Raw genomic sequence first — 17,257 nt, forward strand, 5'->3', positions numbered from 1 at the left:
GAAGGTTGATAGACGATTGGTAGAAGAGAAGTAAGGAGTAAAGAGTAAAGAGAAACCTATCGGCGGGGGAATTTGCCGATAGGCTGTCTTGTCCCTTATCTTAGAGAGTAGTGAAGATCTCTTTAAAGGGGAGACGGGATTTTGGTAATGTTGCATTAAAATCATCATGACTTCGATAACCTAAAGAGGCAACGACAACGCTTCTAAAGCCTTTCTCTTTTAGCTCAAAGATCTCATCAAGTTTCTGTGGATCAAATCCTTCGATGGGTGTTGAATCGATATCGAGAGCGGCCGCAGCAAAGAGTAGATTTCCAAGAGCGATATAGATCTGGCGATCTTGCCACTTATGGAGTTGCTCCGGTGTCTTATTGTTGAGGTCGACAAAGTATTGGCGTCCTTTATCATTCGCCTCTTTCATGCCGGCTTCAGGGAAGCGCTGGTCTTTATCTTCTTGATCTACAATCTCTTTAAGATAGCTCAGTGGCATCTCATTGCGCGCAAGAAAGATTACAACATGTGATGCATCTTTTACTCGAGGTTGATTAAATTCAAAAATAGCCGGCAATACTAGCTCTTTTGCCTCATCAGATTCTAATACTAGAAAGTGCCAAGGTTGGGAGTTAACGGATGAGGGGGCGTTTCTGAGGATATCATAGAGTTGATCCATCGCTTCTTGGGGGATTTTTTTATTAGGATCGTAGACTTTACAGGTGTAGCGGCGTTCAGAAATTTCTGCAACAGATTTCATTTTTACTCCTTTTAATGACAGTTTTTTTAGGACTATTTTTTTAGTATTAAGCTTAGTTGCTCAAGTTTTTTCAAGTTTTTTCAAGTTGTCTTGAGTTGTCTTAAGTTATCTTAAGTTATTTTTAACCACTGTTTATGGTACCTTATTTGCTCTTTTAAACAAATAGAGGTTAGATAGAGGTTATAAATAGAGGGGCAAATAGCGGCTTAAGAAGGAAGCGACAAACAGGCATGGAAGTTTGATGGTAAGTTTTGATATGAAAATGCCGGCAGATATTGAGCCGGCATTTTTAAATGGAGTGTAGAAATAGAGGCGCTGAGAAAATCAAAATTGAGAGTGACTATTTACTATGTACAGCGATTATTTCCTCACGATTATTCACCCATGATTATTTATCCATTGTAGAGTGTCCCAAAAAGATCATAAGTGGTGGCTTCATCAATAAGAACCTTGACCTTTTGACCGACTAACTCGCTAGAAGCATCATCGATATAGACATGCCCATCAATTTCTGGAGCATCTGCTTTTGAGCGAGCAATTGCAATCCCCTCTTCAGCATCAAATTCATCGACTAAAACCTCTAGGACAGTACCAACTTTTGCCGCGAGCTTTTCTGCAGAGATCTCTGCTTGTAGCGCCATAAAGCGCTCAAGACGCTCCTCTTGAATCTCAAACGGAATAGGATCTGCAATATCATTAGCCACAGCTCCTTCGACAGGAGAGTAGATAAAGGCGCCGACCCGATCGAGTCGTGCAGCTTTAATAAAGTCGAGTAACTCTTGGAACTCTTCTTCACTCTCGCCGGGAAAACCGACAATAAAGGTTGAGCGAATAGTAATCTCTGGGCAGATTTCACGCCATTTTTGAATACGTTTTAACATATTCTCGCTATTTGCCGGGCGTTTCATCGCTTTTAAGATGCGTGGAGAGGCATGCTGCATCGGCACATCTAAGTAGGGTAAGATTTTCCCTTCTGCCATTAGCGGAATAAGATGATCGACGTGGGGATAGGGGTAGATATAGTGTAATCTGACCCAAACATCTAACTTGCCAAGCTCTTCACAGAGGTTTTGAATATGGCTACGGACAGGTTTTCCTTCCCAGAATCCTGTTTGGTATTTAACATCAACGCCGTAAGCGCTGGTATCTTGTGCGACGACTAAGAGCTCTTTTACTCCTGTCTCAACAAGCTTTTTAGCTTGTGAAAGTACGTTACCTACCGGATAAGATTGATGCTTTCCACGCATAGAAGGGATAATACAGAAGGTACAGCTGTGGTTGCAGCCTTCGGCAATTTTGAGATAAGCATAGTGACGAGGAGTCAATTTGATGCCGGCAGGAGGAACAAGATCGGTAAAAGGATCATGGGGGCGAGGCAGATGATGGTGAATTGCAGCCATCACCTCTTGGAAGGCGTGTGGACCTGTAACGCTCAATACATTGGGATATTGCGCTAAAATCTTATCAGCATTGGCACCTAAGCAACCGGTGACGATCACTTTACCATTCTCATCGAGTGCTTCACCAATAGCATTGAGACTCTCTTGAATCGCAGAGTCGATAAAGCCACAGGTATTCACGACAACAAGATCCGCCTCATCATATTGGGGGACAATTTCATACCCTTCAGTACGAAGCTGCGTCAAAATATATTCAGAGTCAACTAATGCTTTCGGGCATCCAAGGGATACAAAGCCAATTCTAGGGGTCACAATAGTAGTAGGAGTCACAATTTTACCTTCAAATATCTGTTAATTATGGATCGTTGTGAGGCGATCATCTTCTTTTGTCTGATTATTGTAAAACTTTATGGCTAAAGAGGAGTAATTTTTCTAATCCATTCTCTTGCTCTCTATTCAACTTTGCCTCAACTCTGCTTCAATTCTCTCTAACTCTCTTATCTCCACCTCAGTGGGATCACGAGATACCACGAGATACCACGAGACTGACATGAAACATTAAGAGGCATCATGGAAGGTCGCTATGAGGACTTGAAAGAGGCCATAATCTCTTCATGTTTTGCGATATCGGCAGTGGATGCCTTGATAATGCGTCGTCTGTGTGATGTGGCAATTGGTGCCGTGGCGAGATCACTTTGGAGTATCTCGTTTGGCTCATGCGTCTTGTCTAAAGAAGCTACTTCAATCGCTACTTTATCGGCAGATTCCTCTTTGATATTCTCTTCAGCCTCTATTCTTACTTGAGGCGCTTTGATAACTGAGAGCGGTGCCGGCGGGGGAGTACTCTCCTCTTCAAGCAGATCGAAGAAGGATTTCTGTCCTCCGGTCATATTGAGATAGACCTGAGCAAGGAGCTCGGAGTCTAATAATGCGCCATGAAGTTCACGCCGGGAGTTATCAACCCCTAAGCGACGGCAAAGTGCATCGAGGGTATTTCGTTGTGAGGGATACTTCTCTCGCGCCATTTGAAGGGTATCGATAACGCTAGAGCGTTCGGTAACCTTGGGAAGTCCCATTCTTTCAAGTTCAAAGTTGAGAAAGGGAACGTCAAATCCGGCATTATGAATAATAAGCTCGGCACCATCGACATAGTCGAGAAAACTCTGCCCAACTTCGGCAAATACGGGCTGTGTTTTTAAGAAATCATCACCTAATCCATGAACATTAAATGCTTCAATCGGCATCGATCGCTCAGGGTTAATATAGACATGGAAGTGGTTATCGGTGATCTCGCGATCGATCAATTCAATACAACCGATCTCAACAATACGGTCACCTTTCTTAAAATCAAATCCTGTTGTTTCGGTATCTAGTACAATCTGTCTACTCATAGTGATTCTCTACTCTCTTTTGCTTTTTTTATCGCCTCTGTTGCTAAAGTGTCGGCAATCTCATTCTCTCGATGGCCTGCATGTCCTTTCACCCAACACCAGTCGATGGAGAGATGACGATCTCGCTCAATAAGAAGGAGACGCCAAAGATCTTGGTTAAGAACAGGTTTATTGCTCGCAGTCTTCCAATCTCGACGAATCCAACCATCAATCCACTGCGTTACTCCTTGCTGCACATAACGTGAATCGGTTGTTAAGATGACATGGCAAGGGCGCTTCAATGCTTGTAATGCTTTAATTGCAGCTGTAAGTTCCATCCGATTATTGGTTGTTTCTGCCTCATAGCCGGAGAGCTCCTTTTCATGCCCTCGATAGCTGAGAAGAACGCCCCAGCCCCCAGGTCCAGGATTGCCACTACAGGCACCATCGGTGTAGGCATAGACATATTGCTCTTTTGAATCGGTCATAATCAGGCTCTCTTCTGTTTAGGTCTAGTCGATAAGAATTGCAATTGCACAATTGAACGAGAGATAAGGGCTCTGACTTTGAACTCTCACTTTAAGCTCTCGCTTTGAATCTATACTGCAACAACGGCTCTAATCGTGGGATGAGATTGGTAATCGATAATCTCAAAATCATCAAAATCGAAATCGAAGATACTCTGCCGCTGATTGCGAATCTTCAGTTGTGGCAAAGGGAGAGGTTCACGACTGAGTTGAAGGTCGGTCTGCTCTAGATGATTAGCATAGAGATGGCAATCGCCGCCTGTCCAGATAAAATCCCCTACCTCTAGTTGGCAAACATGGGCAATCATATGGGTAAGTAATGCATAACTTGCAATATTGAAGGGGACGCCTAAGAAGATATCTGCGGAACGCTGATAGAGTTGGCATGAGAGTTTGCCATCACAAATATAAAATTGGAAAAGTAGGTGGCAAGGTGGCAGTGCCATTTTGTCGAGCTCGCCTACATTCCAGGCACTCACAATGAGTCTGCGAGAATCGGGATTCTCTTTGATATCGGTAATAAGTTGTGAGATCTGATCGACAGTTGTTCCATCTGCTTTAGGCCAACTGCGCCATTGAGCCCCATAAACAGGGCCTAAGTTGCCATCTTTATCAGCCCACTCATTCCAGATCCGGACTCCATTTTCTTGAAGATAGGCAATATTGGTATCCCCTTTAAGGAACCAAAGAAGCTCATAGATAATGGAGCGTAGATGAAGTTTTTTAGTAGTGACTAGCGGAAAACCTTCTTGAAGATTAAAGCGCATCTGGTGACCAAAGATGGAGTAAGTTCCCGTACCGGTACGATCCTCTTTAAAATTTCCCTCAGTTCGAACCATTTTCATAAGATTGAGATATTGTTGCATCTATTTGCTCCTACGATAAGCTGAGATAAGAATGATAAGTCCAATAATAATCATAGGGATACAGAGAAGCATTCCCTGGGTGAGCCAACCACCGGCGATATAGCCAAGATGAGCATCGGGCTCTCTAAAGAATTCTACAAAAAAGCGAAAAGCGCCGTATCCTAGAAGGAAAAGGCCAGAGGCAGCTGCTCTAGGGCGGGGTTTAGCTGTATAGATCCAGAGAATTATAAAGAGGAGTAGACCCTCAGTAAACGCTTCATAGAGCTGTGAGGGGTGGCGATAGATATAATCGATTGAAGAGGGTGCATGTTGGAAGAGGAATCCCCATGTTTGATCGGTATATCTTCCCCAAAGTTCCCCATTAATAAAGTTGCCGATCCGCCCAAAAAAGAGACCTAGCGGGATAAGGGGAGCGATAAAGTCGGTAAATTCCCAAAAGCTCTTTTTATATCGTCTAGCGATAAAGTAACTGGCGACCAAAACACCGATTAAACCTCCATGAAAGCTCATGCCGGCCCACTCAATACTCGATCCTGTCCAACCTATAATTGATGCGGGATTTTGGATAAAGTTTCCAAAGTCATAGAAGAGGGTATAACCAATTCGACCGCCTAAAATTGCGCCGATGAAGAGGTAGAACGCCATGTCGTTTACCTGTGCAGGTGTCCAACCAGAATTGGGCTTTTTAGCACGATAACTGCCAAGAAGGACAGCGAGGCCAAGGGCGATAATATACATCAATGCATACCACCGAAGGGCAACAGGACCGACTGAGAAGATAATGGGGTCGATCTGCGGTGAAAAGTAGAGTGACATTATAAAAACTCCAGATAAGCGTTTAACGCAAGAGGATAGAAAAAAGGGCTACAACCAAGTGAGCCCTTTTTAGTAATTAAAGGAGAGAACTAATTCTACTGTTCTTCTGCAGTCTCTTCAACACTCTTTATTTCAGCAACCTCATCATTTTGAGTATTATCTACTTTTTTATCCGCATTACGCTCATCACGTACTTTTTGGACCACTTCATCAATAGTGATAACAAATTTTTCATAAGGATTTTGATGCCCTGGACGGTTTGCCGCTTCATTAGCGCTTAAAAGATAGCGACCATCGATAACAACTGCCGGTGTAAAGGGAATCTTATATTGTTCATTGATCAAGTTTGCTCCACGATTGAGTGCACTTACAGTTGCAAAACTATCCCAAGATTTAAGAAATTGATCTTTATCGATTCCTTGAGTTGCCATGAAGTCGGCAATTTGCTCTTTATTAATAAAGCGTTTTTTCTCTTTATGAATCGCATCGAAGAAAGCTTGATGGCCCTTATCAAGCGCACCCATTGAGTCTAACGTGTAAAAGACATGGGCATAGAGTGTCCAGATACCTTGGCCGGGTGCGGCAAGAGGAATGATCGCTACATCTTCAACCCCTTCTTGTGTTTTTGCCCATTGGCTAAAGTAGGGCTCAAAAGTACTACAAGCAGGGCAGGCATAAGAGAAGATCTCTACAACCTCTATCTCATCAGGATTATAGATTGCAGGAACGGCTGGGGTGATCTCCGTGTAATATTTTTCTGCTGAAGCAAAACCGAAAGTTGTGGCAAGTACGAGGGCACTTGTTGCAATAATCTTATTTAACATAGGATTTGTTCTCCTTGGTATGGATAGTTGCCTTTAAATGAAAAAAGTGAGCATGAAGCTCACTTTGATCGAAAATAGTTCACCGATTAAGGCTGAAGACCTTGGATATAAGAGGAGACCTCTTTAATCTCTGCTTCAGTCATACGTTGAGCAATATCACGCATGATACGTGCAGGGTCATTTTTACGCTCTTCTGTTTTAAAGCGGTTCAATTGCTTCTCAGTATAGTAGGCATGTTGTCCTGCTAATGCTGGGTAGTTTGCTGCCGCATTTCCCTGACCGGTTGGGCTATGACATGCCGCACAAGCAGGAATACCACGAGCAATGTCACCGCCACGATAGATCTGCTCTCCGCGGATTGCTAATTTTTCATCAGCAACACCATAGCTTGTCTTCTGCTTTGAGAGATAGAGCGCAACATCTGCAATATCTTGATCAGTTAATTTATCCGCTTCAACACTCATCTCTGAGTCAAAACGCAAACCATTATCTGGATCACTATATGAACGTTTCATTTCATAGAGCTGAGTGCGGATATATTTTTGATGCTGTCCTGCTAGTTTTGGATAGAGATCATTCGTACTGATCCCATCTTTACCATGACAAGATACACAGGTTTCAGCGATCGCTTTACCTGCTTCATAATTTGGTGTGATCTCTGTGGCATTAATGTTTGTGAACATCAATGAAACACCAATTCCAATTAGGGCTTTGTAATTAAAACGCACAGCAGTTTACTCTCCTAAATCTGGGTTGTTCTATATTAGTTGATATGCTCAAGGTCAATAAGCGCTACCGAATGATCTCAGTTTCTGCCAATTTTGATAGTGCTATCGACTAACTCTTTTAAAATCCTTATTAAATATTGCCTTATTCTATTCTATTTTGAAAAAAATATGTAGTAGAAGAGTGAAAGAAGTTTGCCTAAGTCAAACAACCTCACATTAATTGGGCAGAATAACGGGTGTAATCATGCAATAATTTATGATATGGAGGATAAAGTTAGTCTATAATAGCTCATTTAGATCGATTATATGTTGTTTTTTTGTTGTTTATTGAAGGAGTGTAAAAGTCAATGCCCGTGATCACTTTGCCTGATGGCAGTAAAAGAGAGTACCAAGGCGCTGTTACTGGATTCGATATTGTCAATGATATTGGACCTGGGCTTGCTAAGGCAGCAGTCGGAATTGTAGTAGATGGAGAAGAGCGAGACCTTAGCTATACCATCACCGAAGATGTCGACTTCAAGGTGCTAACGATAAAGGATGAAGCTGGGCTTGATATTGCGCGTCACACTCTTGCAGCGCAGGTCTTAGCTCGAGCGGTGAAGGATCTTTATCCCGATGCTCTCTTAGCGATTGGACCTACGATTCAAAATGGTTTCTATTATGATGTCGATTTTAAAGAGCCAATTGTTCCAGAAGCATTGCCGGCAATTGATGCCAGAATGCGTGAAATTTTAAAAGAAGATTTAGAGGTTACGCGTGAGATGTGGCCTCGGGATAAAGCAATCCAATACTTCTTAGATAAAGGGGAGCTCTATAAAGCTGATATTATCAATCGTGCGCCGGAAGATCAGGTGGAGATCTCTCTCTACCGTCAAGGTAATAATGGCGAAGATATCTTTATGGATCTCTGTCGTGGCCCGCATACGCCAACAACTAATCGTGGTAAGTTAGCATTTGCATTAACAAATATTGCCGGAGCCTATTGGCGCGGAGATTCCAATAATAAGATGTTAACGCGTATCTATGCGGTGGCATTCCCAACAGAGAAAGAATTACAAGCCCATCTTGAGCGAGTAAAAGAGGCGGAGAAGCGTGATCATCGCCGTATTGGTCGAGCGCAAAATCTATTCCACCTCCAAGAGGAAGCGCCAGGGATGGTCTTTTGGCATCCTAAAGGATGGACAATCTGGCAAGCTGTTGAGCAATATATGAGAAAGCGTCAGCAGGAAGAGGGATATCAAGAGATTCGTACGCCAATGGTGGTCGATCGTTCTCTTTGGGAGCGTTCAGGGCATTGGGAAAACTATAAAGAGAATATGTTTACAACCTCTTCAGAGAATCGTGATTATGCGGTTAAGCCGATGAACTGCCCATGCCATATTGAAGTTTTCAATCATGGCTTGCACTCCTATCGTGATCTGCCGATGCGCCTTGCGGAATTTGGCTCGTGTCACCGTAATGAACCCTCTGGCGCATTGCATGGCATTATGCGTGTTCGCGGGTTTGTACAAGATGATGCACATATCTTCTGTCGTCCCGATCAAGTTATCTCTGAAGTAGAGCGCTTCCATAAATTTGCCATGAGTGTCTATGATCACTTCGGTTTTAATGATGTGAATGTCAAACTTTCACTACGTCCCGACCAACGAGCAGGTGATGACCACGTTTGGGATATGGCAGAGTCTGGATTACGTTCAGCATTGAATGCCGCGGGGATTGTGTGGGAAGAGCTTCCTGGAGAAGGCGCTTTTTATGGTCCGAAAGTGGAATACCATATTAAAGATGCGATTGGCCGCTCATGGCAGGTTGGAACAATTCAGTTAGACTTTGTTCTTCCAGAGCGTTTAGGGGCTGAGTATGTTGATGAAGATAATACGCGAAAAACACCTGTGATGTTGCATCGTGCTATTTTAGGTTCTTTTGAACGTTTTATTGGAATCTTAATTGAGCATCATGCAGGATCATTCCCGCTCTGGTTAGCGCCTGAGCAGGTGGCAGTTTTAACAATTACAGATCAGCAGAGCGAATATGCAGGGAAGGTTGCCAAAGAGCTTAGAAGTCATGGCATCCGCACAACAGTAGATCAGCGCAATGAGAAGATCGGCTATAAAATTCGTGAAGCGACAATTTCACGCATCCCTTATATCCTTGTTCTTGGAAAACGAGAGATGGAGATGGGGTTAGTAGCTGTACGAACACGTGAAGGTGTTGATCTTAGTGCTATGACGCTTGAGGATTTTGTAGCGCTTTTGAAGAAAGAACTTTAATACCTGCGCGCCACTGTTTTGATCAGCTCGATTTTGACCTTTTCTACGTTAGGTTATGGCAAAGATTAGTGTAAGAGAGATTAAAAGGGGATGAATATCAGTTGCGCGATCTGTATAATAGGTTATTGAATAATCAGAAAGTCATACTTAATGAAAGTTAGCTAAGCATCATGCTTTATCTGTACTTTATCAATTGTGCTTATCGATGGGTAAGGGATGGTGATTAGCTATTGCATTTTGGATCGAAGATTTATATAAAGGATAATTAAATAAGCGATCTTCATATTAGAGGCGAGATAATAGATTATGATCTAATATCTAATAGGAAGCCTAGTGAAGATCGAACTTAATCAATAAGAAGATTAGAGAGTGTCAGAGCGCTTATTTGAGTAAATATTATTTGAATAAATAGGATTTAAGTAAATAAGAGAACTCTTTGAGATAAAATTCTTGAAATTCTTAAAACTTGTAAAATTTTTAAGACGTCTTAATGATTTGAGAGTGATATTTTAAGAATAAATGGCACTATCTAAGCGCTATTTAACTAATTAACAGTAGGAGATATAACTATTAGTAATCAATATGAGCACCGAATAAATGAGAAGATCTCGGCGAAAGAAGTGCGATTAATTTTAGCGGATGGAGAGCAAAAAGGTGTTGTTTCTCTTGATGAAGCTTTAGAATTAGCATACAATGACTCGCTTGACTTAGTTGAAGTCTCGCCAACAGCAAAACCGCCGGTATGTCGCATCATGAATTATGGTAAATACCGTTATGAGCTACGTAAAAAAGCGGATGAAGCTAAAAAGAGACAGAAACAGGTTCAAGTAAAAGAGATCAAATTTCGTCCGGCAACGGATGAGGGGGATTATCAGGTAAAACTACGCAACCTGATACGTTTCCTTAAAGATGGAGATAAGGGCAAAGTTACGCTTCGTTTTAGAGGTCGTGAAATGGCCCATCAAGATCTCGGTATGGATCTACTTCTTCGTGTAGAGCAGGATTTGAAAGAGTATGGTGTTGTCGAGCAACGTCCAAAAATGGAAGGTCGCCAGATGACAATGGTCATAGCACCGATCAAAACTGCAGCTAAAGAGTAGATTATTTATTAATAATTATTTAGAAATGCGAGTGGATTAAAATGCCAAAAATGAAAACCCATAGCGGCGCTAAAAAGCGTTTCCGCAAAAGTGCAAGTGGTAGCTTCAAGCGCCAATGTGCATTCCGTAGTCACATTCTTACTAAGAAATCTACTAAGCGTAAGAGACATTTACGTGGTGAGGCAGTGATCTCTAAAGCAGATCATAAGCAAATCGCTCAAATGTTACCGTACGCATAAGTATTTAGATTAGGAGAATTTAGAAATGGCAAGAGTTAAACGTGGGACGATTACAAAAGCGCGTCACAAAAAAATCTTAAAAAAAGCAAAAGGTTATTACGGTGCGCGTTCACGCTCTATCCGTACAGCGACCCAAGCAGTTTATAAAGCAGGTCAATATGCTTATCGTGACCGCCGTCAACGTAAGAGAGATTTCCGCTCTCTTTGGATCGTTCGTATCAACGCAGCTGCACGTGAGTTTGGTCTTTCTTATAGCCGTTTTATCAACGGTTTGAAAAAAGCTGAGATCCAAATTGACCGTAAAGTGCTAGCAGATATGGCAGTTCATGATATTAGTGCGTTTGGCGCATTAGCAGATCGTGCTAAATCAGCATTAGCATAAATATCTCTTAAATAAAAGAGTTTACACAAAAGGAAAAGCAGCTATCGATGCTCTTTTCCTTTTTTATTTGATAATCAAAAGATATGTAGGTAGATGAACTAATGAGTCTAGAGACAATTCTTCAAACCGCTTTAGAAGCAATTTCTAAAGCCGATAATTTACAGGCTATCGATGATGTACGAGTTGCCTACTTTGGTAAGAAAGGTCAAATTAGTGGCCTAATGGCATCGCTTGGAAAGTTAGATCCTGAGGAGCGAAAAGCGCGGGGTGCTGAAATTAATCAGGTTCGTGGTGAAGTGATGAAGGCGCTTGAAGCAAAAAAAGAGGCGTTAGAGACAGCAGAACTTCATCGCCAATTGATGACTGAGACGGTTGATGTAACGCAACCAGGTCGTAATGGTGATATTGGTACACTCCATCCTATTACCAGAACCATGATGCGTATTCATCAACTCTTTGCCTCTTTAGGTTTTGATATTGTGGAAGGTCCTGAGATTGAGAGTGATTTTTATAACTTTGAAGCACTCAATATCCCTGAGCACCATCCTGCTAGAGCAATGTTTGATACCTTCTATTTTGATGATCATATGTTGTTACGTACCCACACTTCAAATACTCAAATTCATGTGATGGAGCAGGAGAAGCCACCTATTCAGATGATTGGATATGGTCGTGTTTATCGTAGCGATTCTGATGTAACACATAGCCCGATGTTCCATCAGGTTGAAGGATTGGTAGTCAATGAGAGTGTCACTTTTGCCGATCTAAAAGGCATCTTGACAGAGTTTATGCAAAAATTCTTTGAAAAAGATCTCAAATTGCGTTTCCGTCCCTCATTCTTCCCCTTTACAGAACCCTCTGCTGAAGTTGATATTGAGTGTGTTATTTGTGAAGGCGATGGTTGTCGTGTCTGTAAAAATACCGGCTGGTTAGAGGTATTAGGGTGTGGAATGGTTCATCCAAATGTATTAAAAGCAGTCAAAATTGATCCAGAGAAGTTTCAAGGATATGCGTTTGGAATGGGAGTAGAACGTTTAGCGATGTTACGTTATAGCGTCAACGATCTTCGCTTATTCTATGAAAATGATATGAATTTCTTAACGCAATTTAGATAAACAAATACTGGGTAAAAGTTATTATGAAAATTTCAGTTTCTTGGTTAAAAGAGTGGATTGAGAAGATCCCAAATGATCTATCAGATCGCTTGACGATGGCAGGTCTTGAAGTGGAGGGTGTTGAGCTTGCAGCGCCTCATTTTACAAATGTAGTTGTAGGTGAAGTAGTAGAGTTAACGCCCCATCCTGATGCGGATCGTCTTCGTGTGGCGCAGGTGAATGTTGGTCGTGATCAGCTACTGCAAATTGTCTGTGGCGCGCCGAATGTCGCCGTAGGCATTAAAGTCCCTACCGCTTTAGTGGGAGCAACACTTCCGGGTGATTTTAAGATCAAGGATGCTAAATTACGTGGCGTTGCTTCTTCAGGAATGCTCTGTTCAGCAAAAGAGTTAGGGGTCAATGAAGATGCCTCAGGTTTGATGATTCTTGATCCTCAAACAGAGGTTGGAGCTGACTTTAGAGCGCTCTTTGATCTCGATGATGAGATTGTTGAGATCGACTTAACGCCTAATCGTGGCGACTGCTTGAGCATCTTAGGGGTTGCTCGCGATCTTGCAGCGATTACCGGCGAATCAGCAAAATCATTCTCTGTTGAATCTGCGCCAGTTAAAAGCTCGTTAAAGAGAGCTGTAGTGATTGAGGATGCAGCTGATTGTCCAAAATATTTAGGTCGGGTAATCTCTGGCGTCAATCCACAAGCAAAGACACCGCTTTGGATGGAAGAACGCCTCCGTCGTAGTGGTATTCGCCCACATGGAATCTTGGTGGATATTACCAACTATATTCTTTTAGAGGTTGGGCAACCACTTCACGCTTTTGATCATGGCAAAGTTGCAGGGGATATCTTTGTTCGCAGAGCTCAAGAGGGTGAAAAATTAACGTTAATCAATGGCGATACGGTCAGTTTAAAATCGGATACATTAGTGATTGCTGATCAAGAGAAAGCGCTTGCGATGGCAGGAATTATGGGTGGAGAAGCAAGTGCCTGTAATGATGAGACAACGGATATCTTTTTAGAGTCCGCTTGGTTTAACCCAATCACAATTGCGGGTAAAGCACGTAATTATGGTTTACATACCGATTCTTCTCACCGTTATGAGCGTGGAGTTGACTTTGAATTGACAAAGAATGCTCTAGAGTACGCTACGAACCTGATTTTACAATATGCCGGCGGAGAAGCAGGTGAGATCACTGAGGTGATTGAAGCTGATCAATTGCCACAAAGAAAGCCTGTGAAAGTCAGATATTGTAAAACAAATCAAATAATTGGACAAAAATTTACAAGTTGTGATATAAAAGAGCTCGTAGGCCGTATTGGTGATATTCAAGAGGTACATGACGACTATTTAGTGGTAACGCCTCCTTCATACCGATTTGATCTAGAGATTGAAGAGGACTTTATTGAAGAAGTTGTTAGATTGAATGGTTACGATAAAGTACCGGTCTCATTTGAGATGGTTTCAAAAGTCTCTATGCCGATAGTGGCAGAGTCACGTATTGCATTAAATGATTTTAAATCGCTCCTTGTAGGGAGAGGTTATCATGAAGTGATTGAGATGAGTTTTATTAGTCCTAAGTGGCAAGCAATTTTAGATCCTTCAAAAGAGGCGATCAAATTGAAAAATCCACTCTCAAGTGATCTTTCTGTGATGCGAACAACTCTACTTCCCGGTGTTTTAGGGGCAATGGAGCATAATCTTAAGCGTCAGCAGAGTCGTTTACGCTTCTTTGAATCGGGACGTACCTATAATGGGACTTTAGAGAATGTTGAGCAAGTACTACATATTGCTGGTGCGATCTGTGGAACAGCTGCACCGCTACAATGGGGAATCAAAGCTCGTAATGTAGATTTTTATGATCTTAAGGGTGATGTTGAGGCATTACTTAAGAGAACGGGGCGAGATGATTACCGTTTTGTTGCAACAGAGCGAGCAATTCTTCATCCCGGTCAAAGTGCTGATATCAAGCTCTCAAGTGGTGAGGTTGTAGGTTATTTAGGTAAGTTACATCCAACGGTATCAAAAGCGTTAGATCTCAACCGTGATGTCTTTGTTTTTGAGCTAAACTATGATCTATTAGCAGCGTCGATGACGCCGAAGTTTAAGGAGTTATCAAGATTCCCTTCATCGAAACGAGATTTAGCATTAGTTGTGCCTGTTGAAGTTACAACGCAGCAGATCTTAGATGTGATGAGTGCTTCAGGTCAGCGTCGTTACTTAACGGAAGTGAACCTCTTCGATATCTATGTTCCTGAAAATGGAGCAGAGCAGACGGCAACTAAGAATATGGCATTTAGCCTAACTTTCCAAAATCCGGAAGAGAGCCTGAAGGATGCGGAAGTTCAGGCGATTGTAGAAGAAGTTTTGCAAGACTTAGCTACGATAGGGGTATCGCTACGTCAGTAGAGAAGCCTTGTAGCGCTTAGTTTGCAGTGATAGAGTTTAAATTAAGACGATACTAGGGAAAGGAGTAATAGATGTCTACTTTAACGAAAGCAGCAATTACGGAGAATCTGTATCACAGTACAAATATCTCACGTGAAGATACCAAACAATTTGTTGAGGACTTTTTTACAGAGATTAGTGATGCCTTAGCTACAGGTAGAGCAGTGAAGCTCTCCGGCTTTGGTAGCTTTGAATTACGTGATAAAGCAGAGAGACCGGGAAGAAACCCAAAAACAGGGGAAGAGATTCCAATTAGTGCGCGTCGTGTAGTGACTTTCCGTATCGGTCAAAATTTACGCTTAAGCATGAATGAACTCAGTGAAAAAGCAGAAGGTTAAGAGTATATGGAGTTCGAGTAGATCGAGTTCTATTTTCTTACTTTATTTACCTTATTTACTTAAGGGTTACTTAAGGGTTACTTAAGGGCAACTAATGAGTCACTTAAAAGTATTTATCAAGCTATGCCTTTAAACTCGTAAGTGAGTGATAATCAATCAGTAAAACCCCATATAACATCGCTGTTGTATGGGGTTTTGTTATATGTGCTATCTGCGCTCTATGCCGCTATATACTCTTGGAGCTGATCAGTCTGATGATATTTCCCCATAGGGTGGAGATTTCAGTATAATTATCTCTTCCTTCACTCAGCTTTACCTTAGCTTTACCGCTTCTATCATCCATTAATGCATCGTAGGATATTATGAAATCATCGCTTTTCCGATCACTCTTTACAGTAAGTGGATTTACCTTACTCTCAAGAATTATGGGGTTGTTGCGAGACATTGTCTTTGCAAGTTATTTTGGTGCCGGCGCAGCGATGGATGCTTTTAGTGTCGCTTTTCGAATTCCTAATCTCTTTCGCCGTTTTTTTGGAGAGGGAGCCTTTAATCAAGCATTTGTTCCAGTCTTTAGTGAGATTCGGCTTGAGCGTAGTCGTGATGAGTTGAAACGCTTTTTGGCAGAGATTAGTGGAACGCTAGGCGTGATTCTGCTTTTAATTACAATTGTAGGAGTTACCTTCTCTTCCGAAATGGTTCTTCTCTTTGCGGCAGGTTTTAGTGATGATCTTGGGAAGTTTCTTTTAACAGAAGAGTTGTTGCAGTTGATGTTGCCTTACCTCTTCTTTATCTGTATGACGGCGATGTATAGTAGTGTGATGAATGCACTCAATAAGTTTGCAATTCCTGCTGCAGTGCCGATTCTTCTCAATCTCTTTCTAATTGCCGGCGCTATGGTGAGCATCTATCTTGAAGAGCCGATTAAAGCCCTCGGTTATGCTGTCTTCTTTGCCGGGATCTGTCAGATGATGATTCTCTTTTGGGCGGTAAAGAGAGAAGGATTAATCATCTCTCCGATGATACGCTTTCGCTCCCCTGAGGTAAAACGGGTTATGCTCTTGATGGTGCCGGCATTGATCGGATCCTCGAGTAGTCAGATCAATATCTTAATCAATACACAATTAGCCTCTCGATTAGAGACAGGAAGCATCACTTGGCTCTACTATTCTGACCGTTTAGTGGAGTTTGCAATAGGTACTTTTGCTGTAGCATTGGGGACAGTTATTTTGCCGAAATTATCGGAGCTAAATACCAAAGGGGATCAAGTTAATCTAGGGAAAACGATCGATTGGGGAATTGAATTAGCCTTAATCATTGGTATTCCTTCAATGTTAGGATTGATTTTTTTAGCAGAGCCACTACTTGCGATTCTCTTTATGCGCGGGGAGTTCTATGAATCGGATGTGATTATGGCGGCAAAGAGTTTGATGACTTATGCGCTCTCGATCCCCGCATTTTTTATGATCCGTATTTTAGCGCCGGTCTATTTTGCTCGGCAGAATACGAAAACGCCGATGTATTTTAGTCTGATTGCGATTGCTGTAAATATCTTTTTGCAATTTATTTTGGTGAAATATTATCAGCATGCAGGACTTGCGCTCTCCTCTTCATTGGCGGCCTGGGTCAATGCGTTGCTTTTAGCTTTTGGGCTTGTCTTTCTCAATATTCATCACTTTAATAATCTCTTTACTCGGCGGATATTGGCGATTTTTCCGGCAAATCTTCTTTTAGTCGCTATTCTCTATTGGCTACAGGGTTATTCGCTCTTCTGGTTTGAGGGGGCTTTTATTCTTAAGTTTCCGGCAATATTGGCGGCGATTGTGGGTAGTGTGGTGCTCTATTTTATAACGCTGCATCTATCAGGCTTCTCTCTTCGTAGAATGAAGGGCCCTTTAGTCGCTATGGAGCGGCAAGCTAAGAAGGATAATCTCGATCAATAGAGTAAAGATTCCATTACTGCCAGTTACCTATCATCGGCATCGGATACTTGCGCTATCGGGCATTTGCTGATGATGACTCGTGGTGTAGAGGGCGTAGAGGGTGAGAGGGTAGAGTAATGTTTGTGATTAGTCTTCTCTGCTTAGCTTTCTCTA

16 protein-coding genes are annotated in these 17,257 nt (G+C 42.1%); 8 read left to right on the forward strand and 8 right to left on the reverse strand.

The features are described from left to right. Positions 1-100: 100 nt before the first annotated feature. The 8 genes from nfsB to DC077_RS04570 form a co-directional block, all read right to left on the reverse strand. The gene (gene nfsB / locus DC077_RS04535; RefSeq protein WP_109200719.1) at positions 101-748 is read right to left on the reverse strand and encodes an oxygen-insensitive NAD(P)H nitroreductase; all 648 of its coding nucleotides are present in this window, start codon (positions 746-748) and stop codon (positions 101-103) included. A 392-nt stretch (positions 749-1,140) separates the two neighbouring features. Beyond that, positions 1,141-2,463 (reverse strand): 30S ribosomal protein S12 methylthiotransferase RimO, encoded by a 1,323-nt coding sequence (gene rimO, locus DC077_RS04540; RefSeq protein WP_109217865.1) that lies wholly within the window; start codon positions 2,461-2,463, stop codon positions 1,141-1,143. A 266-nt stretch (positions 2,464-2,729) separates the two neighbouring features. After that, positions 2,730-3,539 (reverse strand): DNA polymerase III subunit epsilon, encoded by an 810-nt coding sequence (gene dnaQ, locus DC077_RS04545; RefSeq protein ID WP_109200718.1) that lies wholly within the window; start codon positions 3,537-3,539, stop codon positions 2,730-2,732. Further along, the gene (rnhA, locus tag DC077_RS04550) at positions 3,536-4,006 is read right to left on the reverse strand and encodes a ribonuclease HI (protein WP_109200717.1); all 471 of its coding nucleotides are present in this window, start codon (positions 4,004-4,006) and stop codon (positions 3,536-3,538) included. The genes dnaQ and rnhA overlap by 4 nt, the downstream gene beginning before the upstream one ends. 110 nt (positions 4,007-4,116) lie before the next feature. Continuing rightward, positions 4,117-4,911, reverse strand: coding sequence for a thymidylate synthase (locus tag DC077_RS04555; protein ID WP_109200716.1), 795 nt, complete (start codon positions 4,909-4,911; stop codon positions 4,117-4,119). Continuing rightward, a complete protein-coding gene (gene lgt / locus DC077_RS04560; protein WP_109200715.1) occupies positions 4,912-5,727 on the reverse strand; it encodes a prolipoprotein diacylglyceryl transferase in 816 nt (271 codons plus the stop codon). A 95-nt stretch (positions 5,728-5,822) separates the two neighbouring features. Further along, positions 5,823-6,551: a thiol:disulfide interchange protein DsbA/DsbL gene (locus tag DC077_RS04565; RefSeq protein ID WP_109200714.1), complete on the reverse strand. Its 729-nt coding sequence runs from the start codon at positions 6,549-6,551 to the stop codon at positions 5,823-5,825. Positions 6,552-6,637: 86 nt separating this feature from the next. Next, a complete protein-coding gene (locus DC077_RS04570; RefSeq protein WP_109200713.1) occupies positions 6,638-7,279 on the reverse strand; it encodes a c-type cytochrome in 642 nt (213 codons plus the stop codon). A gap of 347 nt (positions 7,280-7,626) precedes the next feature. On the opposite strand from DC077_RS04570, the gene thrS reads away from it, so the two are divergent. The 8 genes from thrS to murJ all read left to right on the forward strand — a co-directional run bounded on the left by thrS (position 7,627) and on the right by murJ (position 17,104). Then, complete coding sequence (thrS, locus tag DC077_RS04575; protein ID WP_109200712.1) at positions 7,627-9,546, forward strand: threonine--tRNA ligase; 1,920 nt, start codon at positions 7,627-7,629, stop codon at positions 9,544-9,546. A gap of 563 nt (positions 9,547-10,109) precedes the next feature. After that, positions 10,110-10,646: a translation initiation factor IF-3 gene (gene infC, locus DC077_RS04580; RefSeq protein WP_109200711.1), complete on the forward strand. Its 537-nt coding sequence runs from the start codon at positions 10,110-10,112 to the stop codon at positions 10,644-10,646. 41 nt (positions 10,647-10,687) lie between these two features. Beyond that, positions 10,688-10,885 (forward strand): 50S ribosomal protein L35, encoded by a 198-nt coding sequence (gene rpmI / locus DC077_RS04585; RefSeq protein ID WP_109200710.1) that lies wholly within the window; start codon positions 10,688-10,690, stop codon positions 10,883-10,885. A 25-nt stretch (positions 10,886-10,910) separates the two neighbouring features. After that, positions 10,911-11,267 carry a 50S ribosomal protein L20 gene (gene rplT, locus DC077_RS04590; RefSeq protein ID WP_094566865.1) on the forward strand — a complete coding sequence of 119 codons (357 nt, stop codon included), beginning with the start codon at positions 10,911-10,913 and terminating at the stop codon, positions 11,265-11,267. A 101-nt stretch (positions 11,268-11,368) separates the two neighbouring features. Next, positions 11,369-12,382 carry a phenylalanine--tRNA ligase subunit alpha gene (pheS, locus tag DC077_RS04595; protein WP_109200709.1) on the forward strand — a complete coding sequence of 338 codons (1,014 nt, stop codon included), beginning with the start codon at positions 11,369-11,371 and terminating at the stop codon, positions 12,380-12,382. A gap of 23 nt (positions 12,383-12,405) precedes the next feature. Beyond that, entirely contained in the window at positions 12,406-14,787 is a 2,382-nt protein-coding gene (gene pheT / locus DC077_RS04600) for a phenylalanine--tRNA ligase subunit beta (RefSeq protein WP_109200708.1), read from the forward strand. Between the two features lie 71 nt (positions 14,788-14,858). Beyond that, the gene (locus tag DC077_RS04605; RefSeq protein WP_094566868.1) at positions 14,859-15,164 is read left to right on the forward strand and encodes an integration host factor subunit alpha; all 306 of its coding nucleotides are present in this window, start codon (positions 14,859-14,861) and stop codon (positions 15,162-15,164) included. A 362-nt stretch (positions 15,165-15,526) separates the two neighbouring features. After that, positions 15,527-17,104, forward strand: a complete 1,578-nt coding sequence (gene murJ / locus DC077_RS04610) for a murein biosynthesis integral membrane protein MurJ (protein ID WP_109200707.1) — start codon at positions 15,527-15,529, stop codon at positions 17,102-17,104. Positions 17,105-17,257: the final 153 nt, after the last annotated feature.

Origin of the sequence: Ignatzschineria cameli, assembly GCF_003121895.1 — a bacterium.
Taxonomy (GTDB): domain Bacteria; phylum Pseudomonadota; class Gammaproteobacteria; order Cardiobacteriales; family Wohlfahrtiimonadaceae; genus Ignatzschineria; species Ignatzschineria cameli.

Bases quoted from the DNA above. Each gene is read 5' to 3' on its own strand.
- nfsB (WP_109200719.1), bottom strand. From the start codon at position 748: ATGAAATCTGTTGCAGAAATTTCTGAACGCCGCTACACCTGTAAAGTC.
- dnaQ (WP_109200718.1), bottom strand. From the start codon at position 3,539: ATGAGTAGACAGATTGTACTAGATACCGAAACAACAGGATTTGATTTT.
- rnhA (WP_109200717.1), bottom strand. From the start codon at position 4,006: ATGACCGATTCAAAAGAGCAATATGTCTATGCCTACACCGATGGTGCC.
- DC077_RS04555 (WP_109200716.1), bottom strand. From the start codon at position 4,911: ATGCAACAATATCTCAATCTTATGAAAATGGTTCGAACTGAGGGAAAT.
- lgt (WP_109200715.1), bottom strand. From the start codon at position 5,727: ATGTCACTCTACTTTTCACCGCAGATCGACCCCATTATCTTCTCAGTC.
- DC077_RS04565 (WP_109200714.1), bottom strand. From the start codon at position 6,551: ATGTTAAATAAGATTATTGCAACAAGTGCCCTCGTACTTGCCACAACT.
- thrS (WP_109200712.1), top strand. From the start codon at position 7,627: ATGCCCGTGATCACTTTGCCTGATGGCAGTAAAAGAGAGTACCAAGGC.
- rpmI (WP_109200710.1), top strand. From the start codon at position 10,688: ATGCCAAAAATGAAAACCCATAGCGGCGCTAAAAAGCGTTTCCGCAAA.
- rplT (WP_094566865.1), top strand. From the start codon at position 10,911: ATGGCAAGAGTTAAACGTGGGACGATTACAAAAGCGCGTCACAAAAAA.
- pheS (WP_109200709.1), top strand. From the start codon at position 11,369: ATGAGTCTAGAGACAATTCTTCAAACCGCTTTAGAAGCAATTTCTAAA.
- pheT (WP_109200708.1), top strand. From the start codon at position 12,406: ATGAAAATTTCAGTTTCTTGGTTAAAAGAGTGGATTGAGAAGATCCCA.
- DC077_RS04605 (WP_094566868.1), top strand. From the start codon at position 14,859: ATGTCTACTTTAACGAAAGCAGCAATTACGGAGAATCTGTATCACAGT.
- murJ (WP_109200707.1), top strand. From the start codon at position 15,527: ATGAAATCATCGCTTTTCCGATCACTCTTTACAGTAAGTGGATTTACC.